The following is a 25,454-nucleotide window of genomic DNA, read 5'->3' as shown; positions in this document are numbered from 1 at the left end:
AATTAAAATTAACTGAATAATTGCATTTTATTGATAATAAATTTCAAAATAAATTTAGTTTTTTTATATTATAATAATAATTATCAAAATATATTTTAAAAATCACAAAGGAGAATTTATGTCAGTTTTGGTTATTGGTGCAGATGAAATCACTCCTATTAGAGCTGTTTTACATGATTTAGGTGCTAAAAAAATAGAACACTGGGATGCGCGTAATGAAAATAGAGTTAATCGCAAGCCGATTCCTTGTGATACAGAATGTATAGTAATGTTAACAAGCTTTTTAAATCATAATACTATGAAAAAAATCAAAAATGAAGCTAAAAAGCGTAAAATTCCATTAGTTTGTGCAAAAAGAAGTGTAAGTTGTGTGTATTGTGAATATTGTAAAATTTTTAATCTTAATAAAGAATTTTCTTGCTATAAAGGTTAAAGATGTTATTTGGATTTGATGATAAGCGAGAATTTATACCACAAATTTATCATTATTTAAACAATCAAGAGCTTATGTTGACTTTTTTAACTCAATATAATGCGAGCGTTGATAGCGATCTAAAAATTCCTCTTTTATATGCAAAAAATACCAAGAGTTTAAAAATGATATTTGAAAATTTTTTACATGATATAATGCATGTTTCATTTGGTAAGATTCAAAATATAAATATCAAGCTTAATGCATACGCTTTTTGCTTTCAAAAAAGAAAAAGCTTGATTTTTAATACTAAAATATCTAAGAATGTCGATTTTTTAAGACTTTTAAGAATTTATCTTTATGGCATTTGTTTTGATGCGCAAATTTTATTTAGCTCTTATGTTTATGATAAGGTTTCTTTTCAAAATAATGAAAAAAATATAGATCAAGATGGTGATCTTATTATAATAGATAAGAAATTTGCAATTTTACCACTTTGCAAAGAGATTAATACACATAATTTAAAAATTGAAAATGAAATTCATGGATTATTGAATTTAATAAAAGAAAACAATTTTGAAAAATTTTATATTGTTTGTCCGCGTAACAAAAATTTCACACATTTTATTGAAATAAAACATTTTTTGTGTGATTTAAACAAAACTATGTTAAAATTAGTTCCGTATAAAATATCAAATCAAATTATAAGGAGAAAATAATGTCAGTAGCAGTAATCTATGGTAGTGCTATGGGAAATACAGAAGGAGCGGCTAATACAATTGCTTCAAAACTTGGAATTAGCGATGTTTTTAATATCTCAGATATTGATGCGGCTAAAATGAATTCTTACGATAAATTAATTTGTGGAACTTCAACTTGGGGAAGTGGTGATTTACAAGATGATTGGGATGGTTTTGATTTTTCAGGGCTTAGTCTCGGTGGAAAAACCGTAGCTGTATTTGGTATGGGTGATAGTGAAAGTTATTCTGATACTTTTTGTGGTGGCATGGGTAAATTAGCTCAAAATTTAAAAGATGCAGGCGCAAATTTGGTAGGAGAAGTTTCAACTGATGGTTATACATTTGAAGCAAGTGATGCGGTTGTAGATGGTAAATTTGTTGGACTTGCTCTTGACAATGATAATCAAGAGGATCAAACTGAATCAAGAATTGATGCTTGGATAGAACAAATCAAACCTTATTTTGCTTAATAATTCTTAAAATCAAGAGTTTTTATACTCTTGATTGTCTTTTCTTAAAAATAAAAAAAACTCACTATTTGATTTATAATTTTATTTTCTAAAGATAATTGACAGCGTTCTTTATTTCCAAGATAAGCTGTTCTAGCAAGAAGACTTGTTTTTTGAGAATTGTGATTTTTAGAGTTGATTTGTAAATTAACTTGCATAGTATAGTAGTTTTCTACCATCCATTCTCCATCACTTTCCAAAGGATCAAAATCATAAAAAAATCTTGCTGAAGTTGTGTTTTTTGGGCATAAGAATGCTTTTTCATATCTATAAGATTGATTAAAATTTCATAATCTGCATTCTCTTTTACTTCTTTTAAGCCTAAATTTTTAAGTTTTAAAGCCAAATCTCTATTCAAAGTAGTTCGAAGTTGACTAGGATTTTGAAAGGAAATTTTAAAACTTTGTTGTTTTTGTGATCTGATAAAAATGCCTTCATTACTTGTTTGAATAAAGCTTTGTATGAAAGTTGCATTGGTGCAAGCACTCATAAAGAGTGCTATAAAAAAGCTTAAAATTAAAGTAATTTTAGACATTAGGTTTATTTAATAATAGTTGGAGTAGCGCTAAGACCTAATGAGCGATATTTTTCATATAAGGAAAAAACTTCTTTTAATTCTGCATCGCTTACTTTTGGATAATTTTTGATATTTGCATCATAGTATTTGTTTAAAATTGCGATTTTTTCTTTGTCATTTTTTGCTTTTTTTGCTTCTTTGTAGATTAGAGCGGATTTTTCAAAGGCAGATTTTCCATGTACTGGAGTTAAAATATAATTAACTTGATAGTTTTTAAGTTCATTATCAATTTGAGCTAAATGTTCTCTACAATATGGGCATTCAGGATCTGAAAAAACATAAATTGCGGGTTTATTTTTATCTCCTAAAGCTATTACCATGGTTTCTTTTTGTGCTACAGCTTTAGCATTTTTTGTAAAATTTTCTCTTGCTTCTTGAAATTTTTTCATTTCATATTCTTGAGCATAAGAAATTCCCGTTTTCAAGTCGATAAGATCAGGGGTAATAAGACTATCTTTTGTAAAAAGAATGTTTTCTTGTTTTTGTCCATTTAATTCAACGCTTACAATAACACTTTCAAAACCCGTATTACCAACCTTTTGACGATTTGATACACTAACGGTAGCATTTGGAAATTGTGCTTTAATGCTTTTTGAATAAAAATCACTAATTTCTGAATTACTTGCAGCAAACAAAGATGCCGAACAGGCAAGAATTAAACTTAATTTTTTCATAGTTTATAAATCCTTTAAATAAATTATGTTTAATTCTATAATGATTTTCTAAATGTTTGTTAAAAATCTTTTTTCAGCTTCTTTGCTTACTTGAGGAAATTTGTCTAAGTATTCTAAATAAGCAATAGCATATTTTCTTGAAAGATTGAAATATTCTTTCATACTTTGCACATCAAGACTTTGATTTTTTAATAAATTTAAACATTCTTGCATAAGTTTTTCAAGAGCTTGTTTTTCTATAAAAAGATTGTGTGAAAGTCTTACAACCAAGCCTTTTTGGGTAAGTTTTTTGAGTATATTATCTCCGCTTTTTCTATCAAGTTCTAAAAAATCATAAAGATTATAAGGAGCTTCGGGTTTAATACCTTGTTTTTTTAAAATTTCATATAATTGATTATTATTTTTTTCTTGAAGTTTTTCAAAATCTATGCCTTTTTTAAAATAAATTCCATTTTGAAAATCCAATAAATTTGACATCTCTTTAAGCCCGAGTTCGCAAAAATTTTCACTTGCCCAAGTAATCCTTAAAGCTAAAGAATGTGCTGAAAGCATGGCATAAGGATTTTTTTCAAGTATGAATTTGATGAAATTTTTAATTTCTTCTAGACTTTGTAAATGATATACATTAAGATTTTTTTCATCAACAAATACTTGATTTAATTCTTTTGCTAATTTCAATGCTTTTTGATGAGAAAGTTTAAATCTCTGATAACTTGAAAGCAAGCCAAAGCCGTATTTGTGTGCGTCTTTTAAGAAAGAAAAAGCCGCTTTAAAATCTTTATTTTTCAAAAACATTAAAAATTTATTTTTTTGTTCTTTTTTTAAAGGTTCGCTTAAAGGATTTAAAACCTTACCACCGCCTATAACACGATTGTTTTGTAATAAAATAAAAGCCTCATCAAAACTTAAAAATACATTTTTATCAAAACTAAAATGCACAAAAAATTCATCATTTTCTAGTTTTTTTAATATATTTATTTTGCATTCTATTTGTCTTGAACCTACGCAAAAAATCATTTTGTTATTTTGTAAATTTTTTGCTTTAACTAAAGCATCGCATTCTTTAAAGGCTTTAAAATAACCTTTTTTACTTAGCAAATAACCTTTTTTTAACTCTTTATAATCACAATTTAAACTCAAAGCCACACGGTTACAAGCTTTGATTTGCTCTAAATTAGTATCGTGATTTTGTATATTTTTAACAATGAGTTCTTTTTGAGTGTCTAAACAGATGATTTTTTCATTTAAAGTGATACTTCCTTCATTCAAGCTGCCTGTGACGACAGTTCCTATGCCTTTTAGAGAAAAAACTCTATCGATATAATAATGAAAAATCAGTTCTTCATCATTTTCTTTGTTTTCTATGGTATAAAGATAATTTTTTAATTCTTCTATGCCTTGATTATTTTTTATACTGGTGTGAAATACTTTTAAAATGGGATAATCTAAATTTTTTAACTCTTCTAAAATTTCTACACTTTTTTGCTCTATATTTTCACAAAGATCGCATTTGCTAAGCACTAAAATGATATTTTTAATATCAAGAATTTTTAAAATTTCTAAATGTTCTAAACTTTGTTCTTTTAAACCTTCGTTAATATCTACAACAAACAAACAAATACTAAAGCCAAAAGCTCCACTTACCATAGTTTTAACCAAATCTTTATGTCCTGGAACATCGATAAAAGAAATGTTTTTATCTTTTAATTTAAGATTTGAAAAACTTAAATTAATGGTGATTTGTCTTTCTTGTTCTTCTTTTAAACTATCACCTTCAAAACCATTTAAAGCTTTAATGAGTGAAGTTTTTCCATGATCAATATGTCCTGCAGTTCCTATAATAACAGACTTCATAAGTTTTCCATTTGATTGATTGTAAGAATAAGTTTTTGAAGTTCATTTTCTCGTATAGTTCTAAAATCAAGAACAAATTCATCATTTTCAATGCGTCCTATGATATTTTCTTTTCTAAATCGAGTTTGTAGTTTTAAAGCATCTCCTTGAAAAGTTAGTATATAAGTATCTAAACTTTTATCAGGCATAGAACCTCCTCCTACTAAACTTTTGCTTTTTTTAAGCTGGGTTTGAAAATTTAATTCTTTTTGCACTCTTAAAGCTTTTTTTTCTATAAAGGATAAGTCATCATTTAAAAGTTTTAAGGTAATAATTTTTTTATAATCTTTTTGCAAATAAGCTTTTAAGCTTTCGTTTAAAAAAGATAGAGTTAATTTATCCACTCTTAGCATTCTTAAAAGTTGATTTTGTTTAAGTTTTTCTATGAGTTCTTTTTTTCCAAGTATAATGCCTGCTTGCGCACTACCAAAAAGTTTATCTCCACTAAAACTTAAAATATCACATTCTTGTACGAGTTTTTTGATTTTAGGTTCATTTTTAATCAGCTTTTCATTTAAATTTTCACACCAGCCAGAACCTAGATCATAATAACTCAAAAGCCCTTTTTCTTTTGCTAGTTCATGTAGATCTTTTATATTTACTTCACTGTGAAAACCCATAAGAGCGAAATTAGACTTGTGGGTTTTTAAAATTAGAGCGGTATTTTCACCGATAGCTTGTTCATAGTCTTTTAAGTGTGTTTTGTTACTAGTTCCAACTTCGCAAAGCTTTACACCTGCAGCTTTTATCACTTCAGGCACACGAAAACTTCCGCCAATTTCTACAAGTTCTCCTCTTGAGCTTATGACTTCTTTATCATAACAAAGAGAATTAAGCACTAAAAAAACTGCCGCAGCGTTGTTATTGACTACTAAAGCATCTTCGCATTCAAAAAGCATTTTAAGTTTTTCCAACACCAAAGCATAGCGAGAGCCTCTTTTTCCATTTTCTAAATCAAACTCTACATTAGAATAATTACAAATGATATCTTTACACGCTTCATAAAGTTCTTCATGGATTACACTTCTACCAAGGTTTGTGTGTATAACCACTCCACTTGCATTGATCACACTTTGTAAATCTTTGCGGTAAAAAGTTTTGATTTCTTTTTTGATTTCTAAAAGTAGTTTATCTTTAGAAATTTCATCTTGGGAAAAATTTTCTTTTAGTTTTGCGACAACTTTTTTACAAAAAAATACTTTGATATAAAAAGGATAGGATTTTAAACTCTCATCTTCAATAAGAGTGTTAATCTGTGGAAAAGTTCTAAATTTGTTCATCTTAAGCCTTAAGAAAATATTTGGTTATTTTAACATAGAATTTATAAAATGATGTTTTAAAGAGATTAAGGAAGACAATGCAAGATTTTGTTTATATAAAAAATGATGTTTTAATCCCTTTGCCTGATGCTATTGAAATTTTAGATCAGGCAAATGATAAAGAAACATTAATTTGCAATGATAAAAATCAAAAAGCACAAATTTATGCCCCTGAGATTAATTTTTATCTTAAAAATTCTCAAGATGAAATTTTAGAGCAAAGTAAAAATGTTTTAACGCTTTATGAAGCAAGGGCTAGCGTTTATGATTTAGGGCTTGATTTAGAACAAAGCAAAGAAGTGCAAAATCGTTTGATTTTAGTAGATAGCGATACTCAAACTGTAGAGTTTTTAAAAGAACATGGATTTAAGGTTATTGCTTTAAGTAGTGCAGAAATTTTAGCTGTTTTTGGAAGTGTGGGGGAGCTTTGTGCTGTGGTTAAAAATCAAGGCGAAGAAGTGGAAATAGATTTTGATTTTTTACTTTTTAAAGCTGAAAATTTAAGCGTTGTGCGTAAAGATTTTACAAGACAAAGTGGATGTTATAATCTTTTAAATTTTGAAAATCTTGAAGCATTGTTAGAGTTTTTGCAAAGCAAAAGTCCAAAATATCCTTATAAAACTTATATTAGCTATAATGCTAGCGTGTGTCAATACCATGAAAGACGCAGTGAACATTGTGCAAAATGTGCTGAAATTTGTCCTACTGTAGCGATTTTAAAAGATGATGAAAACAAACATTTGGAATTTTCTCAAGTGGATTGTTTGGGTTGTGGAGGATGTATTAGTGTGTGTCCTAGCGGATCGCTTGATTATGCTCCTATGCCAAGAGAAAGTTTTTTTACCCTTTGTGAGTTTTATAAAGATAAAAAAATTTTAATTATTCCTAAAAAAATGTCTTTAGAAAATTTAAACCTTGCTTTACCAAAAGATGTTTTACCCTTTATGATAGAGGGTGAAAAATGGCTTTCTTCTATGCATTTTTTAACACTTTTGCAAAATAGTGGTGCAAATTTGGTTTTTTATACGGACTTTGTATCTCGTGGTAGCAATGAAGCCATTACGCTTTTAAATACTTTTTTTGAGAGAAAATTTCAAAAAAAAGCTATTTTTGTTGCTAAAGATGAAAAAGAATTGCAAAATGTTTTAAAAGAGCAAGAATTTATACAAGATTTAAAATATGATTTTCATAACAACACCTTAACTACAAGAGAAAATTTTGCCAAAAGAATGCAAGAAATGATAAAAAATGAAGATTTTGGCAGTATAGAAAGTGGCGAATGGTTGCGTTATGGCAAGGTAGAAATCAATCCTAACACCTGTACGCTTTGTCTTTCTTGTGTGGGTGCCTGTAATGTAGGAGCTTTAATCGCTGATGCTAAAGAAAATGCTTTGAAATTCAATGCTTCTCTTTGTACGACTTGTGGGTATTGTGAGTTAAGTTGTGCCGAAAAAGATACTTTAAAATTATTTCGTAGTGGAATGGAGTTTAGAGCTTCTTATTTTGAATATCAAACCATGGCAAAAGATGAGCTTTTTGCCTGTATAGAATGTGGTAAAGAATTTGCCACCAAAAAAGCTGTAGAAAAAATAGCCAATTTAATGAAGCCTAAATTTGGTAATGATGAGAATAAAATCAAAACACTTTATTGTTGTGCAGATTGCAAGGCAAAAGTGATGATAAAAGCAATGGGTTTTGCGGGGCAAAATTAGATCTTAATTTTGCCTTCTAATTCTTCTTTATTTGTAAGTTTGCTATCAAATTTAACAACAAGATTTTTAGAGTTTTTATAAATATCTACAACCCCTAAATTTTCACTAAAAGTACTGAAATTTAAAGGTGTTTCTAAAGGTAGATAAAGGTTTTTAAAATCAGCTGGATTTTTTAAGAAAAATAATGCCACAAGCCAAATTAGAGCTAAAATTACTAAAATAATAGCTAAAAGATTTAAGGCATCTAGATGTAAAAATGTCCCTCCGATAATACCACCTATAAAACTTCCACCATATCCAAAAGCATTAAACAACCCTAATGCCGCACCTTTTTCATGAACTTTACAAAATTTTGATGCACAACTTTGCATAATAGGCTCGTGTAAATTAAAACCTATAAAAAAAATCACAACTGCTATGATAAAAAAATCTATAGAATTACTAAAAGTAAAAAAAAGATAAGCAAGTATGAAAAAAACAATTCCTAAGAGTAAAATTTGTTTAGCTAAACCTCTTTTTTCGCCTAAACTTCCAGCAAAGCCCATAGCGATAAAACCTGCTACCATAGAAGCGCTATAAACAATCCAAAGTTTATCAGAAGCAAAGCCTAAATGTTTTACTAGAATGATAGGAATGCTTAAAAATGCTATACTCATAAGCATTTTTTGCATGAAATTAGTAAGATTCATAAGGGCTAAATTTTTTTGTTTAATAAGATGAAAAAAAGGAGTTTTTTCATTTTCATGAGTGATTTTGTTTTCTTTAGGTACAATAGTATAAAGCAAAATTATACATAAAAGAGACAAAGCTGCACTAAGATCAAAAAGGCTAGATAAACCCCATTTTGCACTCATTAAAGGAGAGATCACCATAGAAGCTGCAAAACTAAGTCCTATAAAAGAACCCATTACCGCCATGGCTTTACCACGATTTTCTTCTGTGATAAAATCACTTATCATTGCTGTAGCCACAGCTCCAATAGCTCCTGCACCTTGGAGCATTCTTCCTAAAAGCATGGTGTAAATATTTTCCGCAAAAGAGCAGATTAAAGAGCCTATTATAAAAATAATCAGTCCAATGAGCATGGTTTTTTTACGACCAATTTTATCACTTAAAATCCCAAAAGGCACTTGTAAAATCATTTGAGTTAAGGCATAAACACCAACTAAAAGTCCCACTAAAAATTCATTAGCACCTTCAAGTTTTAAAGCATAAAGACTTAAAACTGGCAAAACTATAAACAGCCCAAAAAATCTTGTTCCAACTATGAAAGATAAGGGTAAGACATAATTTAGCATTATCAATTTCCTATTAAATTTGAAATTTAAATTAGGATAATTTTACTATGAAATGGATTAAGCATTGATTAACATCGTTTTATCATTTGATATTTAAAAGCTACGCACAAGGATAAATTTTATAAAATCATATTTTTGTTTTGATATTATTTTGGAGCTTTTGTTATGAAGATTATCCTAGCTACGAGCAATAAACATAAAGTTTTAGAACTTAAAGAAATTTTAAAAGATTTTGAAATTTATGCTTTTGATGAAGTTTTAATGCCTTTTGAGATTGAAGAAAATGGAAAAACTTTTAAAGAAAACGCCTTGATTAAAGCAAGAGCGGTTTTTAATGCTTTGGATGAAAAGCAAAAAAAAGATTTTATCGCTTTAAGTGATGATAGTGGCATTTGTGTAGATGTTTTAGAAGGAAATCCAGGAATTTATTCTGCTCGATTTAGCGGTAAGGGCGATGATAAAAGTAACCGTGATAAACTTGTCAATGAAATGATAAAAAAAGGTTTTAAACAAAGTAAGGCGCATTATGTTGCTGCTATTGCTATGGTAGGTTTGATGGGGGAATTTAGTACGCATGGAACCATGCATGGAAAAGTAATAGATACAGAAAAAGGTGAAAATGGTTTTGGTTATGATAGCCTTTTTATTCCAAAGGGTTTTGATAAAACCTTAGCCCAACTTAGCGTGGATGAGAAGAATAATATCTCTCATCGTTTTAAAGCTTTAGAGCTTGCAAAAATCATTTTAAAGATTTTAAATAAAGGATAAAAATGAAAAATTTTTTAAAATATATAGCTATTATTGTTTTAATATATGCTCTTTATGTTGGTTTGGAAACTTGGTTTTCTTAGAATAAATAGTGATTAAAAAGCTTGGTAATAAGAACAAACTTCCACTTAAAAGCAAAATCATTACAAAAACGGTTAAAATTCCAAAATAAATCGTTGGAATGAAATTACTACTCATCATAACACTAAAACCTAAAACTATGCTAATTGTGGTATAATAAAGTGCCGAACCTATACTAAGGTGAGAAATTATAATGGCTTCTTCTAGGCTTTTGTTTTTAATTTCTTCCCTAAAACGATAAATATAATGTATAGCATCATCAACGCCTATACCTATAGCAATAGCAGCTATAGTAATACTCATCATATCCAAAGGAATACCTAAAAGCCCCATAAGAGCAAAAACCACACTTAAAGGAATAACATTTACCAATATAGCCGCAACTGAAAATTTTAAATCTCTAAAAACAATGATAAAAAGTATAAAAATAGCTAAAATTACAAATATAAGAGTATCAAATTGCGATGAAAAAAGACTTTGGAGCATATTATTATAAAGTACCATTATACCTGTGATTTGAACTTCTACTCCATCATTTTTTACAAGCTCGTTGAGCTGTTTTTTAAGATCTATTAAAAATTCATTACGTCTTAAATTCGGATCAGAATCAACAATACGCATACTAAATCTTAACTCGTTATTCTCTATACTTACAAAAGGTGAAAGTAAGTCTTGTTTAAATTTAGCAGGTAAATTCTCATTTAAAAACGCAAGAGCAAAATCATCTAACTCTTTTCCATCGTTGATATTTTTCCCTAGGGTTAAAAGACTATTAAGACTTAAAATCGAGCCTACAAATTCTTTATTTTCTAAAAATTCATGAACTTTTTTTGCAATGCGTGTTTTTTTAGAGTCAAACCAATAAGTTTCTTGTGTGGCTAAATTTTCAAATTCGCTTTCAAAACTATCAAGAGTATTGCTTGTATTTTGATCGTTTTTATTATTTGGAAAACGAATGATGACTTCTAAAGGCAAGGTTCCACCTAGATTTTTATCAATAACCAAAAGTCCTTTTTTGATTTCACTGCCATCTTTGAAATAATTGACAAAAGAATTTTCAACTCTGAGTTTTGAAATGCCTATTAAAGCTAAGATTATAGCAAGAACTGAAATTCCATAAATCATGCGACGCTTTTTAGGATCAAGAGCGGTTTTAGCACAAAAGGCTAAAAGATTAAATTTAAACTCTTTTTTATGATAGTTTTTTGGTTTTAAAAGAACTAAGATACTTGCTAAAAATAAATAACTAAAGATAAGAGCTAAACCTATACCTATACTCATCATAATACCAAGTTTTATGATAGGTTCGATATTTGAAAGCATTAAAGAAAAAAATCCTATCATCGTTGTAACAATGGCATAAAGGCTAGGATTTGCTTTGGCTAGTAAGGTTTCAAGCACTATGCGCTCAACTTTAGCTTTGGGATAATTTTGGGTATTTTCGATAAAATGCGTGATCAAATGAACAACTACACTTAAGGTGATAATTAAAACCAAAGCAATGTAATTTGATGAAATAACCGTGATTTGAAAATTTAAAAGTGCAAAAACTCCACTAGCTGCACTTAAGCTTATAAAACAAATAAAAAGAGGTAAAAAAACAAAGCGCCATGAACGGAAAAAATAATAAAGTGCAAGTCCTAGTAAAAATACAAGAGAAACACCATAGAGTACAAGATCAGATTTTATATAAGCTATCATATCATCAGCGATCATGCTTACGCCACCAAGGTAGAGCGTATCTTTATTTTTTTCATAATTTCGAACTATGCTTTTAATAGTATCTAGACTTTGTTTCGTGATAACTTTTTGCTTGTCTTGATGTTTTTTTATAGCAAGACGAATTTGATCTTTTTCTTTTTCATCGGTAGCAAGATCGCGTTTTTCTACAAGATCATTATAAACTGTATCAGGCTTTAAGTAAATAATAAGCCCTGTTACTTTTCCATCTTTTGAGATGATATTATTTTTATAAAAGGGACTATTTAAAATTTCGTTTCGGGCTTTTGTGCGGTTTATATCTTGGCTTTCTATGTTTGGGATATTTTTTAACAGTTCTTTTAAATCCGTATTTTGTGAACTTTGAAGCAAAGGGGCATTGATGATGCTAAAAACGCGCTCTACTAAAGGGGCCTTTTCTAATTCTTTATGAAGTTTTTTTAATTTGGCTAAATTTTCATTTGAAAAAGGTTTTTCATCATAGGGTTTGAAGGCTAAAAGTAAAAAATTATCACTTTTATAATGTTTTGAAATTTCTCTAAAAGTTTTTAAATCTGCATCATCTTCTAAAAGTAAACTTTCAGCACTTGCATCTACGCTAAGCTTAAAAGCAAAAAAGCTTAAAAGCAGGCATATAAACAAGGTTCCAAAAAAAGTACTTTTTGGACGAGAAATAAAAAACTTTAAAAGCTTTGCAAACATTATTCTATGACAATACTCTCAAGTTTTTGAAGTAGGGCATCAAAGCCTTGGTTGGCTAAAATATCTCCAAATTGTGATCTATAAGTTTGTACTATACTCACACCTAAAACATCTACATCATAAACAAGCCAGTTGTTATTATCATTGTAAAATTTGAAAATGATATTTTTTTCTTCCCCATCTACTACCATAGAAGTGGTTAAAAAATAGCGTTTTTCATTTTTTAACTCACCATTTTTGACCTTTAAAACCTGATCTTTATAAAGACTGAGTTTATCGGTAAAACTTTTTTTAAGACTTGCTTCAAAGGCTGTGGTAAATTTTTCTTGTTCTTTTGGATTTAATTTAGAATAATTTTTCGAAAGACTGAGTTTTGCCATGAGTTTATAATCTATTATGCTATCAAAAAGTTTAAAAATTCCATCAGCAGCTTGTTTTTTGTCTTCTTTGCTATCTTGTAAAAGTTTTAAGCTTGCATCAATGTTTTTTTGCATAGTACTAGAAATTTCATCTAGCTGCAAGGCAAAAGCATTAAAAAATAAAGCCAAGATTAAAAATATTTTTTTCATTATTTTCCTTTATTTGCTAAGTTCATTGCGTCTTTGCTCGTAAGCATCACGCAAGAATGGATATAAATTAGGCGTGTTGTGATAAATTTCATCAATTTCATCAAGTCTAAAACTAAGTTCATTACCAAATCCATAAGCACTTATAGCTATACTTGCCCAAGTAGGATCAATGTAAGCAGTAAAACTTGCATACCAAGTTGCAGGTAAAGCAAGAGTATCTCTAAGATTACTAGGGCCGAGTATAGGTAAGACAATATGAAAACCGCTTCCTACACCCCAGTGAGCCAAAACGGTTCCTAAGTCCGCGGGATGTTTTTTAAGACCCATTTTTGATGCCACATCCATAAGTCCACCAAAGCCCATAATGGTATTGGCGGTAAATCTTTTAAATTCTTCTCCCGCTTCTTCAAATTTAAACTGCAAAATATTGCCTACAAAACGCAAAGGAGCAAGTAAATTATCAAAGAAATTTCTTACCCCTAATCTTATAAATTCAGGAGTGATAGTGTTATAGCCCTTAAGAACGGGACGCAAACCATAATCATACAAAGCCACATTAAAACTTGTCATAGCTTTGTTATATCCTGAAAGTGGATCGTTTACTTGATAGTTTTGGTATTCTTGTTCGAAATCATCTAAATTTTGTTCTTTAGCAAAAGCAAAAACAGCAAAAAAAATTAAAATAAAAGATATAAATTTTATTCTCAAGCAAAAACTCCTAAAAATTTTAAAAGTAAAATTATAGCAAATTTTTAATCAAGGTTTATATCCCAGTAAAAATCCACCCATTCAGTAGCTTCTTTTACTTTAAAATCAGGCTCTAAAAGAGCGGTTTTTTTGTAAAAAATGGTTGTAATTTTAAGTTCTATATGAGGAAATTTTTCAAGCAAAACTTTTTTTATTTCTGCTAAACTTTCTCCACTATCTACTATATCATCAATGAGTAGAATTTTTTTGTGCTTGCTTAAATCAGGAATGTTAAAAATTTCAATAGTATCAAGTTTTTTCGTATTATCGTAATGAATTGAGTTTAAAGCAAAAAGTTGACGCGTTTTTAAAGCCACTGCTAAAGAGTGTCCTAAACTCATCCCCCCTCTTGCTATAGCTAAAAGTGCATCAGGGTTAAAATCTTCTTTAATTTCTTTAGCAAGAATTTTTACATCTTCTTTAAATTCTTCATAGGAGTAAAATATCATTATATATCCTTATTTATTGTAGTGCCATAAGTAAAAAATTACCCAAAGATAATAAACTTAAAACTATAATGCCAAGATTGATTTTATCCCATTCGCGTTTAAAAATTCTTACAAGTAAATAAGAAAGAAAACCAAAAGCAAAACCTGTGGTGATGGAGTAAGTAAAAGGCATCATGATGATAGTAAAAAAGCTTGCTACAGCTATAGCACTATCTTTAAAATCTATATTTTTAACTTCCATAAACATTAAAATTCCAACCATTACAAGTACGGGGTATATTGCGTTTGCAGGAATGGCTTTAAAAAGTGGCAGTAAAAAAAGTGTAAAAGCAAAACAAATAGCTACAACTAAAGCTGTAAGCCCAGTTCTTCCTCCGCTTTCAACCCCTGTAGTGCTTTCAACAAAGGCTGTAACTGTAGAAGTGCCTGTCATAGCTCCTAAGGCTGATCCTGTTGCATCTGCCATTAAGGTTTTGCTTAGTTTTTTTTCTCCATTTTTGGGATCATCAAAAATCTTTCCTCTTTCACCCACACCTGTGATAGTTCCTATGCTATCAAAAAGTTGAGTGATAAAAAAAGTAAGAATTATAGGTATCATAGTAATATTTAAGGCGCTTTTGATATCAAGTTGTAAAAAGATGGCTCCTAAACCATTTTCCATGCTAAAATTTGGCCAAGAAAAGATTTGCACAGGAAAACTTGCATTGTCTAAATGGAAAATCCAAGCAATAATAGAGCTTGCTAATACCCCCAAAATAAAAGCTCCGCGAAGTTTTATAGCCCAAAAAAAGATGATTAAAGCTAGAGTAAAAATTCCAAAAAGCACATGAGGGCTTTTGAAATTTCCTATGCTGACTAAGGTATCTTTATTATGCATTATCACACCCATTTGACTTAAGCCTAAAAATGCAATAAAACAACCTATGCCCGCACAAATTGCAAGGCGTAAATCTTTTGGGATATTGCGGATTACCCAAAGGCGAAAATGCGTAAAAGAAAGTATGAGAAAAATAATACTTGAAATAAAAACAGCTCCTAAGGCACTTTGCCAAGCTATGTTTTGACCTAAACAAACCGCAAAGGTAAAATAAGCATTTAAACCCATTCCTACACTCATAGCTACAGGAGTATTGGCAAAAAAAGCATTAAAAGCACTTGCAACTATGGTAATTAAAGCTGTTGCGGTGATTAAAGCTTCTATAGGCATTCCTGTATTTCCTACTATACTAGAATTTACGGGGATAATGTAAACCATAGCTAAAAAAGTAGTAAGTCCTGCTATAACTTCGGTTTTAAAACTCGTATTGTTTTCTTTGAGTTTAAAAAAGCTCATTTTTTCTCCTTAGTAGGTTTTTAGCTCATTGTATAAACTATCGCGTTCTACAGGAATAAGATTTGAAGTTTTTATCATATCGATAAAAGTTTTTAAACTTGTGCCTTTGGCGGACTTTGCACCACCTGCACTTTGTATACTTTCTTTTTCTATAGTGCCGTCTAAATCATTAGCTCCAAATTCTTGTGCTACCATGGCTAAATTTAAAGTCATTGTTGCCCAGTAAGCTTTGATATTTTTGATATTATCAAGCACTAAACGAGAAATGGCAATGGTTTTTAAAATTTCTTCACTATCCATGATTTTATCAGTTTGTATAAAGCTATTATCCCTTTGCCAAACTAGAGGGATAAAAGCATTAAATCCACCGGTTTGATCTTGAAGATCACGCAGTCTTAACATATGATCGATCCTGTGATGTCTTTCTTCTATATGTCCAAAAAGCATGGTAGCATTACTTTGCTTGCTTTTTTCATGCCAAAGTTTATGAATTTTAAGCCAATTTTCACTGCTAACTTTTCCATGACAAATTTTCTTACGCACTTCTTCATCAAAAATTTCAGCTCCACCGCCTGGCATGGAATCAACGCCGTATTCAAGCATTTTTTCTATCACTTCTTCATAACTCATTTTAAAACGACGATGTAAAAAATCAATTTCAGCAGCAGTCATAGCTTTTACATGAAGATTAGGATATTTTTCTTTTATCATTTTAAAAATTTCTAAATACCATTGCCAAGTTGTATCTTTGTTGTGAGCTGAAACGATATGCACTTCTTTGGTTTCTCGTTTTACAGTTTCATCGACGATTTTCATGATTTCTTCATGAGTCATCAAATAAGGATTAGGATTTTTTCGGTGCGCTGAAAAGGCGCAAAATTTACAGGTATCCGCACAAATATTTGTAGGATTTATATGGCGATTGATATTAAAATAGACTTTTTTTCCATGAAGTTTAGTGCGTTTTTTGTGAGCGTATTTGCCTAAGGTAAAAAGATCTAGATCCCAAAGTGCATTGGCTTCTTCTTGGTTTAATCTTTCTTCATTTTCTAGTTTGGTGATTAAATTTTTCATTTTAATTTTACTCTTTTGCTGTTTTTAAATAAAGCATTATAATTTTTGCTTACTGAAAAAGAGTTTATAGAAAAAGCCAAAATAAAAGATATTTTTGTTAAGATTATTATTAAAATATTAAAATTTTAAAGAGAGTAGAAATTTTGTTAAATAAAGAATTAGAAATTTTTAAAAAAAATCTTAGTTCCTATACCCAAAGTTGTAGAAAATTTTTTCTTAAGCAAGGGGCGTTTAGCTTATATCATTCTAAAAATATGGATAATTTCATAAAAAAAGCTTATGATATAGTTCTTAAAGATTATTTTGATGATTTTTCACCTCCAAGTGATAATATCCCTTTTTGTGTTTTAGCAAGCAAAGCATATGCAAATAATAGTCTTTGTTTTAATGAAAGTATTTCTTTGATTTTTGTTTATAAAGATATTAAGGCTTTTCATTTAAAACCTATGATTAAGGCTTTTATCGAAATTTTAAATGATGCGCATTTGCAAATTGATTCGGTTATCTTAGAATTTAATGGACTTTATAATGCTAGCAATGAGCTTAAGACTTCTATAATACAAACTCGTTTCATATGTGGTTCTAGGATTTTATTTAAAGGGATTAAGATAAAATTTGAGAGTATTATAAAAGAAAATAAAAATGATTTTGCCAAGCTTTTGCTAGAAAATTTTAAAGAATTTGACATTCCATTTATAAAGCAAGAATTTAATATCTTAAAAGATTTTGGCGGATTAAATCATTTAAGATCCTTAGAGAGTTTGCTTGTTCTTTTTAAGACTTCTCCAAAAAATTATGCTTTAAATTTTATAGATGAAAAAAATTTAAGCGAGTTGCGTTTAGCTGGAGATTTTTTACTTTCTTTAAAATCAGCGATGAATTTATTAAGTGCTAAAGATGAGGATGAATTTTTACTTATTAATGTTCATGATTTGAGTGAATTAATGTATAAAAAAGCTAAAAAACATTTTGGAGCAAATGAGTTGTTGGTTCAAAAGGCTTTGCAAAGTATGCATACTATAGGTTTTTATACACACTTTTTAGCAAAGCAAATTCAAGATGGATTAAATCATACTCTTAAACAAGAATATAAATTTAAAACTCTTGTGGAAGTTTTAGAATACTTATTAAAACTTGAAGATAAACATGTTATTTTCGATCTTAACTTGGTTTTTGCCCTAAGAAGATTGAAATACGGTAAAAAAGATATAGAAAAAGCTTTAATACTTTTTGAGAAAATTTTTTATAAAAGGCATAGTTTTTGTGTTTTAAAACTTTTGCTTGATAGTGGAATTTTAAAAGATTTATGTAAGCCTTTTTGGACAGTTCGTTTTTTAAGCGATGAAGAAGGAAATTATAGTTTTGATGAGCAAGTTTTTCTTATGTTAAGTGAATTTGAAAAATACGAAGATGAGCTTGAGATACTCCAAAAACTTAAAACCGATGAAAAAATGATTTTAAAGCTTGTGATACTTTTAAGCGCTATAGAAAGTGAAAATGAAATTTCTTTAGCAGGCATATATAGAGCGTATTGCTCTAAATTTGATTTAAAGAATGAAATTTTAGAATGGGGTCTTAAGATATTTAAAAACAATAATGCCTTAAAAGATCTTGTAGAAAAAGAAGATATATACAATCCTATTGTTGTAAGTAGCTTGGTTTCTAAGCTAGAAAATTTAGAAAATTTAGAGCTTTTATATACTTTAACTTGGCTAAAGGCTAAGGCTTTAAATTATAATGCTTTTTATTTTAGAGTTCTTGATAAACTTTTAGAAAATGCAAAACAAGGTTTTGAAGATGAAAATCTACTTGAAGAAAGCGCAAGAAGAGTAAAAAAAGAATTAACACTTAAAAGAAGTAAGATTTTTTTAGAGCAAGATGAAATTTTGCAAGATAAAATCATACATATCAAATCAAATCTTTTTATTATAAAAAATACTTTTGAAGATATTGTTATGATTTCTAAATTAGCCAAAGAAAATGATTTTAAATTTTGGTTTAATAATGAAACAAATCTTAGTTTGCAAATTGTTGCACCACTTCATTTTAATATTGCCATTATTTTAAGTTCTTTAACAAATTTAAATCTTATTTTCATGAATTTTTTTGAACTTTTTGATAATAAAATTTATTTAAGATTTGAATATGATAATATTATCAGTGATGAGCAAAAACTAAAACTTTGCGAGCTTTTAAATTCAAATCTTTCTGGTTTTAATTTGAAAAAAATTAAAAAGCCAATCATTAAAAAAGATGAGTTAAAATTAGACTTAAACTATTCTAAAATGTATGCCAAATTAGGTCTTAATACGAAAGATCAGCAGGGTTTAATGGCGTATTTGATGAATGTTTTTAATGAACTTGAACTTGTTTTATGTGCAGCAAAAATTCAAACCATAAGACAAAGGACGCGTAATATTTTTATTTTTCAAAAGAATGAAAAATTAGAACATAGCGAGCAAAAGTTAGTTAATTTATTAATAAGTGAGTAAAAAAATGTGTGGAATCGTAGGTTATATAGGAAATAATGAAAAAAAACAAATTATACTAAATGGACTTAAAGAATTGGAATATCGTGGCTATGATAGTGCGGGTATGGCAGTGATGCAAGAAGGAGAGCTCAGTTTTTTTAAAGCTGTAGGAAAGCTTGAAAATTTGGCGAATAAATGCACGGATTTTGAAAGTCAAGGTTATGGTTTTGCTATAGGTCATACAAGATGGGCAACTCATGGTAAGCCTACTGAAATCAACGCACATCCTCATTTAGGACAGTATTCTTGTGTGATTCACAATGGTATTATAGAAAATTATAAAGAAATCAAAGATAAACTTGAAAAAGAAGGCGTGAGTTTTTTAAGTCAAACCGATACAGAAGTTATTGTCCAGCTTTTTGAATTATATGCAAGAAATTTGGGAGTTTTTGAAGCTTGGCAAAAAACCATCAAAGAACTTCGCGGTGCTTTTGCTACTTTGTTGGTAACAAAAAAAGATCCCAATCATGTGTATTTTGCAAAAAATGCTGCTCCTTTGATTATCGGTAAAAATGCAAATAAAGAATGGTATTTTTCTTCAGGTGATGCGCCTTTGATAGGAAGTTGTGATGAGGTAATGTATCTTGAAGATTTAAGCTTGGGATACGCGAGTAAAGATGAGCTTGTCGTTTATGAAAATGATATTTTAAAATCACTTTGTTTTTCTAAGCTTTCAGGCGATAAGGCTTATGCAAAAAAAGACGGCTTTCGTTTTTTTATGGAAAAAGAAATTTATGAACAAAGTCGCGTGATGAGTGAAGTTTTAATGGGGCGTATTCAAGGCGATGAAGTCGTTTTTGATGAGCTAAACAATGAAGATTTAAGTCAAGTAGATGAAATCACGCTTTGTGCTTGTGGAACAAGCTATCATGCTGCAATGGCAAGTGCTTATTTGTTTGAAAGAATTGCTAAAGTTAAAGCTAAAGTAGAAATTGCAAGTGAATTTCGCTACCGTGAAGCAATTATAAAAAAGGATTCTTTATTTATCGTTATTTCTCAAAGTGGAGAAACAGCAGACACTTTAGAGGCTTTAAAGATTGCAAAAGAGCAGAGTGCTAAGACTTTTGCAATTTGCAATGTGGATAATTCTAATATAGTGCGTTTAGCACACCTAAGTCTTTTAACTCGTGCAGGTATAGAAAAAGGAGTTGCTTCAACTAAAGCTTTTGCGACTCAAGTTTTAACCCTTTGGATGTTTGCTATTTTTATGGCACAAAAAAGAAATTTAAATGTTTCTGCTGAAATTAAAGCACTTTTGCATACTCCAAATTGCGTGAGTGTAAAACAGGCTTTACATGAAAAAATTCATCGTTTATCCAAGCGTTATTTAGATGGACATGGCTTTTTCTTTATAGGCAGAGATGTGTTTTATCCTTTGGCTTTAGAAGGAGCTTTGAAACTTAAAGAATTATCTTATCTTCACGCTGAGGGTTATCCTGCAGGAGAGATGAAACATGGCCCTATTGCTTTGGCTGATTCTAAGCTTTATACTATAGCTTTAATGCCAAAGCACATGCTTTATGAAAAAACAAAATCAAATGTTGAAGAGCTTATTGCTAGGGATTCTACAGTGCTTAGCATTTCACCTTTAGAATTTGATTTAAGTGATGATTTTATAAAAACCAATGAGCAAGATCATTATATGTGTGAATTTTTTGAAATGATGGTCATTACTCAACTTTTGGCGATGGAAATTTCCATAAGACTTGGCAATGATGTGGATATGCCAAGAAATTTGGCTAAAAGCGTAACGGTAGAATAGAAATGAAAAAATTTTTTTGTTTAACTTTAGTTTGTAAACTTTTTGCTTTAAGCGAATTTGAACTTCATCATATTGATAAAGTACATAAGCTAGGGTATAGTGGAGATACTATTATAATAGGTGTAGCCGATGATGCTTTTAATCAAGATCATATTAGTTTAAAGGATAAGATTTTAAAGTCTACTTATCCTACTGATACAGCTGGGAAACAGCTTATACCTGATTTGAAAAAATCAACACACGGAAGTCATGTAGCAGGTATAGCTGTTGGAGCAAAGATAGGCGATAGCAAACCTTATGGAGTGGCTTATGGGGCAAAATTTTATGGAGCTGGGGTGTTTCCAAATGGCTCTTACACTCAAATTCCTGATATTTATAATTTTTTCAAAGATGTGAGTATTATTAATAATAGCTGGGGTATTAATTTTTATCCTTATTTTAATCTTAAGGCTTCAAATTCTGGATTAGTAGATTGTACTCAAACTAATCAAGGGACAAGCTATAATATCTGTAATACTCCTTTGGAATATGTTATGAAAGCAGATAAGGTTGCTAATGATATGATGAGGCTTAGCAAGGACAAGGGAGTATTAAATGTATTTGCTGCTGGTAATGAAGGAATTCTTAGCCCTGCTTTGCATGCGATTTTACCAAGTTATGATGAATCTTTAAGAGCTTGGTTGGCTGTTGGAGCTTTGGATGCAAATGAGATTACTTTAGAATCAGATGGGACTTTAATAATTAAAAGTCAAGGTTTGGCTGATTTTAGTAATGGTTTTAAGGGAGCTACGAATTTTTCTTTAGTTGCTGCTGGAGTAAATATTAATAATGTTGATTCAAGCACTAATGATAAGTTTACAAAAAAAAGTGGAACTTCTATGGCAGCACCTATGGTAAGTGGAACAGCGGCACTGGTCAAGCAAAATTTCCCTTTTTTGGATGGTAAGCAAATTGCTGATATACTGTTAAGTACAGCAAATAAAAATTATAAGGCTCCAAAATTTACTGTTAAACAAGTAACCGATGGAACAAATCAACCTAAATTTCTTATTGTGTATATTTCGCAAGATCCACCTAGGATAGAAGATGAAATAAAACGGGATTTAAAACAGCTTTACAATGGAATACAAGTTCAAGTTAATGGACAATGGATTGATTATAGTGATTATATTTGGGATAATAGAGATAGTGCGCAGTCACAAAAACTTAATACTTCTACTATTAGTTCTATTAATGGAGTAGTTAGAGTTGAGAAAGAAGAATTATTTGGACAAGGAATTTTAGATGCACAAAAGGCGTTAAAAGGACTGAGTATTTTAGATGCAAACAGACTCAGTGATCAGGATGTATTAAAATATGAGCAAGAACCTAATACAGCTTATTATACTATAAACACTGCAGGTTATGATGCTGAATTTTCTAATGATATTAGTCAAAGAAAATGGGATGAAAATACTCATTTATCAAGTGCTATTAATAAACCTACACATTTAGCTAATCTTAACATAGGATTATCTAAAGAAGGTGAAGGTATTTTGATTATCAGTGGTCAAAATACTTATGAGGGTGCAACTTTAATCAAACAAGGAGAATTAAAGCTTAAAGGAAAAGTTAAAAATAATGCTTATGTAGAACAAAAAGCAATACTAAGCGGTAATGGTATTGTAGGCCAAAATTTAAACAATAAAGGTATAGTTAGACCTGGAAATGAAGATTTAAATGATTTAACCGTGCAAGGAACTTATACTCAAGAAGGAGTTGACTCTAAATTGCAACTTGATTTTGGTAATTATAAAAATTCTAAACTGATTGCAAAAACTTATGATATTAGGAGCGGGAATTTAGAATATATTCCTTTACCTAAATACTATATCTTAAATAAGCCAGTGAAAATTAATTTAGGAGATTTGGAAAAAAGTTTATCATCTTTTAATCATGTTTTGATACAAAATACCTATGCTTTAAATTTTGATTTTGTTTTAAGTGATGATTTAGTGAGTATTAATAAAACCTTAATAAAACCTAATTTAAAGCCAAATGCTTACGAAATTCCTAATACAAGCTTGGGAAATGCTTTAAGACAATTGCGATCTAGGGCAGACTTGAGTCAGACTTATCAGGAATTTTTTGCTTCTTTAGATAATGGAATAGATGTAAAGACTAAATTAAATAGAATAGAAGGTTCAGGGTATTTAAGCACTTTTAGTAATCATAATCAATCTAATTTAATGCAAAATAATATGTTATTTACCCTTCATCCTCTTAATATTAATAATTTTGCACAAAACAATAATATCTTACTTGCTAGTACTTATTTACCTAGAATTTTTAGCAATGAAGAATATTTTTGGCATCTTACTCCAAGTTATAAATACTATAAAGATAAAGATTTTTCAGGTCAAAAAACAGGTGCTAATATCTCTTTAGGAGAAAATTTCTCATCAGGCTTTTTAGCTTATGCTTTATCTCTTTCTAGCGCTAAATTTAATTTTAATAATGGTAGTGATTTGAAGAGTTATAACATGGATTTATTGCTTAATTATAACCATGATTTAGATTTTATAAAAATATTAAGTGGATTAGGTATAGGTGTAGGATTTAATACTCTTAATCGTTTTGTAGTAGAGCAGCCAATTGAAGGCAAATATAAAACATTGCAAACTTCAGCCCAGCTTGGTGTAACTAAAGATATTATTTTAGGTCAAGATTTTATTTTTAATCCTTTAATGTATTTTACACATAGTTTTTTTTATCAAGAAGATTTTAAAGAAAATAAAAGTCCTTTTGCTAAAAATTATGAAAGTTTAAAACATCATAGCATAAATGCAAATTTAGGTTTTAATCTTGCTAAAAATATAGAGCAAGATGATTATCAAGCTTCTTTTTCTACTTTTGTAATTTTTGAAAAAAGAATTTATGGAAGAACTTTAGAAAATAAGGCTAGTTTTGTTGATTTTCCTATTACTTTTATTCAAAAATATAAATTAAAAGATAATATTTTAAGTCAAGGTTTTAATTCAGAATTTTTATATAAAAACAATGTATTTTGGCAGTTTATGTTAATGAATAGATTTTCTCATAATGCCTATGAATTGCATTTAATGAGTTCAGTAGGAAAACGTTTTTGAAAGTATTTATTTTTTTAGCTTATAATAAATAAAATTTTAATCAAAGGAAAAAATTATGGAATACAGAGTTGAACATGATACCATGGGTGAAGTTAAGGTCCCAAATGACAAATATTGGGGAGCTCAAACTGAAAGAAGTTTTGAAAATTTCAAAATCGGTTGCGAGAAAATGCCAAAGGTTTTAATCTATGCTTTTACAAATCTTAAAAAATCTTTAGCTTTGGTCAATAACAAACTTGGCAAACTTGATGATGCTAAGAAAAATGCTATAGTTCAAGCTTGCGATGAGATTATCGCAGGTAAATTTGATGATAATTTTCCACTTGCGATTTGGCAAACAGGTTCAGGCACACAAAGCAATATGAATATGAATGAAGTTATTGCAAATCGTGCCACTGAAATCATGGGCGGGGATTTTCGCAAAGAAAAGCTTGTACATCCAAATGATCATGTTAATATGAGTCAAAGTTCAAATGATACTTTTCCAACAGCTATGAGTATCGTTGCGGTTGAGCAAGTAGAGAAAAAGCTTATCCCTGCGCTTGATGAGCTTATTGCAACTTTTGAAAAAAAAGTAAAAGAATTTGATAGTATTATCAAGATAGGACGCACGCATTTACAAGATGCTACTCCACTTACTCTAGCACAAGAATTTAGTGGATATCTTTCTATGCTTTTGCATTCAAAAGAGCAAATCATCGCTTCTTTACCAACTTTAAGAGAACTTGCCATAGGAGGAACCGCAGTAGGAACAGGGCTTAATGCGCATCCAGAATTAAGCCAAAAAGTAAGTGAAGAGCTAACTCAACTTATAGGTACGAAATTTGTTTCAAGTCCAAATAAATTTCATGCTTTAACAAGTCATGATGCGATCAATTTTACTCATGGAGCTATGAAGGGTTTGGCTGCAAATTTAATGAAAATTGCAAATGATATAAGATGGTTAGCTTCAGGCCCAAGATGCGGTCTTGGTGAGCTTATCATCCCTGAAAATGAGCCAGGAAGTTCGATTATGCCAGGTAAGGTAAATCCTACCCAGTGTGAAGCTGTTACTATGGTTGCTGTACAAGTGATGGGAAATGATGCAGCTATCGGATTTGCAGCAAGTCAAGGAAATTTTGAACTTAATGTGTTTAAGCCTGTGATTATTTATAATTTCTTGCAAAGTCTTGATTTGTTAGCTGATTCTATGCATTCATTCAATATCCATTGTGCTGTAGGCATAGAACCAAATCGTGCAAAAATCGATCATAATCTTCATAATTCTTTAATGCTAGTTACCGCTCTAAACCCATACATAGGTTATGAAAACGCTGCTAAAGTAGCCAAAAATGCCCATAAAAAAGGTATTTCTTTAAAAGAAAGCGCAATGGAGCTTGGTTTGGTTAGCGAAGAAGATTTCAATAAATTTGTTGATCCTACTAAAATGATAGGTCCAAAAGCCTAGAACATAAAAC

The 25,454-nt window shown here is 29.7% G+C and carries 19 protein-coding genes and 1 pseudogene; 9 read left to right on the top strand and 11 right to left on the bottom strand.

Going from position 1 to position 25,454, the window contains the following annotated elements:
- The first annotated feature begins 118 nt into the window (after nt 1-118).
- The 3 genes from AJ882_RS01475 to fldA are packed head-to-tail and all read left to right on the top strand — an operon-like array spanning nt 119 to nt 1,622.
- On the top strand, nt 119-433 hold the full coding sequence (locus AJ882_RS01475) for a DUF2325 domain-containing protein (protein ID WP_002855637.1): 315 nt from the start codon (nt 119-121) through the stop codon (nt 431-433).
- Nucleotides 434-435: 2 nt separating this feature from the next.
- Nucleotides 436-1,131 carry a hypothetical protein gene (locus tag AJ882_RS01470; RefSeq protein WP_011049969.1) on the top strand — a complete coding sequence of 232 codons (696 nt, stop codon included), beginning with the start codon at nt 436-438 and terminating at the stop codon, nt 1,129-1,131.
- A complete protein-coding gene (gene fldA, locus AJ882_RS01465; RefSeq protein ID WP_002859666.1) occupies nt 1,131-1,622 on the top strand; it encodes a flavodoxin FldA in 492 nt (163 codons plus the stop codon). The genes AJ882_RS01470 and fldA overlap by 1 nt, the downstream gene beginning before the upstream one ends.
- 44 nt (nt 1,623-1,666) lie before the next feature.
- Here fldA and AJ882_RS01460 read toward each other — a convergent pair.
- From AJ882_RS01460 to selA, 4 genes and pseudogenes are all read right to left on the bottom strand, one after another.
- Nucleotides 1,667-2,196 (bottom strand): annotated as a pseudogene (locus tag AJ882_RS01460) (hypothetical protein).
- Between the two features lie 5 nt (nt 2,197-2,201).
- Nucleotides 2,202-2,912 (bottom strand): thioredoxin fold domain-containing protein, encoded by a 711-nt coding sequence (locus AJ882_RS01455; RefSeq protein ID WP_002867291.1) that lies wholly within the window; start codon nt 2,910-2,912, stop codon nt 2,202-2,204.
- A gap of 48 nt (nt 2,913-2,960) precedes the next feature.
- On the bottom strand, nt 2,961-4,766 hold the full coding sequence (gene selB, locus AJ882_RS01450) for a selenocysteine-specific translation elongation factor (RefSeq protein WP_011049968.1): 1,806 nt from the start codon (nt 4,764-4,766) through the stop codon (nt 2,961-2,963).
- Entirely contained in the window at nt 4,763-6,085 is a 1,323-nt protein-coding gene (selA, locus tag AJ882_RS01445) for an L-seryl-tRNA(Sec) selenium transferase (protein WP_002867293.1), read from the bottom strand. Before selA ends, selB begins: the two co-directional genes overlap by 4 nt.
- Before the next feature lie 77 nt (nt 6,086-6,162).
- Here selA and AJ882_RS01440 point away from each other — a divergent pair, with 77 nt between their 5' ends.
- Nucleotides 6,163-7,836 (top strand): 4Fe-4S dicluster domain-containing protein, encoded by a 1,674-nt coding sequence (locus AJ882_RS01440; RefSeq protein ID WP_002867294.1) that lies wholly within the window; start codon nt 6,163-6,165, stop codon nt 7,834-7,836.
- Here the strand turns inward: AJ882_RS01440 and AJ882_RS01435 are convergent.
- Nucleotides 7,833-9,134 carry an MFS transporter gene (locus tag AJ882_RS01435; RefSeq protein WP_011049967.1) on the bottom strand — a complete coding sequence of 434 codons (1,302 nt, stop codon included), beginning with the start codon at nt 9,132-9,134 and terminating at the stop codon, nt 7,833-7,835. The genes AJ882_RS01440 and AJ882_RS01435 overlap by 4 nt on opposite strands.
- A 165-nt stretch (nt 9,135-9,299) precedes the next feature.
- On the opposite strand from AJ882_RS01435, the gene rdgB reads away from it, so the two are divergent.
- Nucleotides 9,300-9,902, top strand: a complete 603-nt coding sequence (gene rdgB, locus AJ882_RS01430; RefSeq protein ID WP_002855675.1) for an RdgB/HAM1 family non-canonical purine NTP pyrophosphatase — start codon at nt 9,300-9,302, stop codon at nt 9,900-9,902.
- Between the two features lie 30 nt (nt 9,903-9,932).
- On the opposite strand, the gene AJ882_RS01425 is transcribed toward rdgB, so the two are convergent.
- Genes AJ882_RS01425 through mqnE form a run of 6 tightly spaced genes read right to left on the bottom strand, consistent with a single transcriptional unit; the run spans nt 9,933 to nt 16,576 of the window.
- Complete coding sequence (locus tag AJ882_RS01425) at nt 9,933-12,404, bottom strand: efflux RND transporter permease subunit (protein ID WP_011049966.1); 2,472 nt, start codon at nt 12,402-12,404, stop codon at nt 9,933-9,935.
- Nucleotides 12,404-12,973 (bottom strand): ABC transporter substrate-binding protein, encoded by a 570-nt coding sequence (locus tag AJ882_RS01420; protein WP_002856450.1) that lies wholly within the window; start codon nt 12,971-12,973, stop codon nt 12,404-12,406. Before AJ882_RS01420 ends, AJ882_RS01425 begins: the two co-directional genes overlap by 1 nt.
- Before the next feature lie 9 nt (nt 12,974-12,982).
- Entirely contained in the window at nt 12,983-13,681 is a 699-nt protein-coding gene (locus AJ882_RS01415) for a VacJ family lipoprotein (protein WP_002867297.1), read from the bottom strand.
- Nucleotides 13,682-13,725: 44 nt separating this feature from the next.
- The gene (locus AJ882_RS01410) at nt 13,726-14,169 is read right to left on the bottom strand and encodes a phosphoribosyltransferase (RefSeq protein ID WP_002852389.1); all 444 of its coding nucleotides are present in this window, start codon (nt 14,167-14,169) and stop codon (nt 13,726-13,728) included.
- Nucleotides 14,170-14,182: 13 nt separating this feature from the next.
- Nucleotides 14,183-15,502, bottom strand: a complete 1,320-nt coding sequence (locus AJ882_RS01405; RefSeq protein ID WP_002856518.1) for an NCS2 family permease — start codon at nt 15,500-15,502, stop codon at nt 14,183-14,185.
- Nucleotides 15,503-15,511: 9 nt separating this feature from the next.
- Nucleotides 15,512-16,576: an aminofutalosine synthase MqnE gene (mqnE, locus tag AJ882_RS01400; protein ID WP_002856525.1), complete on the bottom strand. Its 1,065-nt coding sequence runs from the start codon at nt 16,574-16,576 to the stop codon at nt 15,512-15,514.
- Between the two features lie 143 nt (nt 16,577-16,719).
- Between mqnE and AJ882_RS01395 the strand changes: the two genes are divergently transcribed.
- Genes AJ882_RS01395 through fumC form a run of 4 tightly spaced genes read left to right on the top strand, consistent with a single transcriptional unit; the run spans nt 16,720 to nt 25,444 of the window.
- Nucleotides 16,720-19,068 (top strand): nucleotidyltransferase, encoded by a 2,349-nt coding sequence (locus AJ882_RS01395; RefSeq protein WP_002867298.1) that lies wholly within the window; start codon nt 16,720-16,722, stop codon nt 19,066-19,068.
- A gap of 4 nt (nt 19,069-19,072) precedes the next feature.
- A complete protein-coding gene (gene glmS, locus AJ882_RS01390; protein ID WP_002867299.1) occupies nt 19,073-20,869 on the top strand; it encodes a glutamine--fructose-6-phosphate transaminase (isomerizing) in 1,797 nt (598 codons plus the stop codon).
- A gap of 2 nt (nt 20,870-20,871) precedes the next feature.
- Entirely contained in the window at nt 20,872-23,997 is a 3,126-nt protein-coding gene (locus AJ882_RS01385; protein ID WP_002867300.1) for a S8 family serine peptidase, read from the top strand.
- Between the two features lie 55 nt (nt 23,998-24,052).
- Complete coding sequence (gene fumC / locus AJ882_RS01380; protein ID WP_002867301.1) at nt 24,053-25,444, top strand: class II fumarate hydratase; 1,392 nt, start codon at nt 24,053-24,055, stop codon at nt 25,442-25,444.
- Nucleotides 25,445-25,454 lie beyond the last annotated feature (10 nt).

The organism is Campylobacter sp. BCW_6461 (assembly GCF_001762735.1).
Lineage (GTDB): Bacteria > Campylobacterota > Campylobacteria > Campylobacterales > Campylobacteraceae > Campylobacter_D > Campylobacter_D jejuni.
This window is presented reverse-complemented; position numbering and strand designations above follow the sequence as displayed.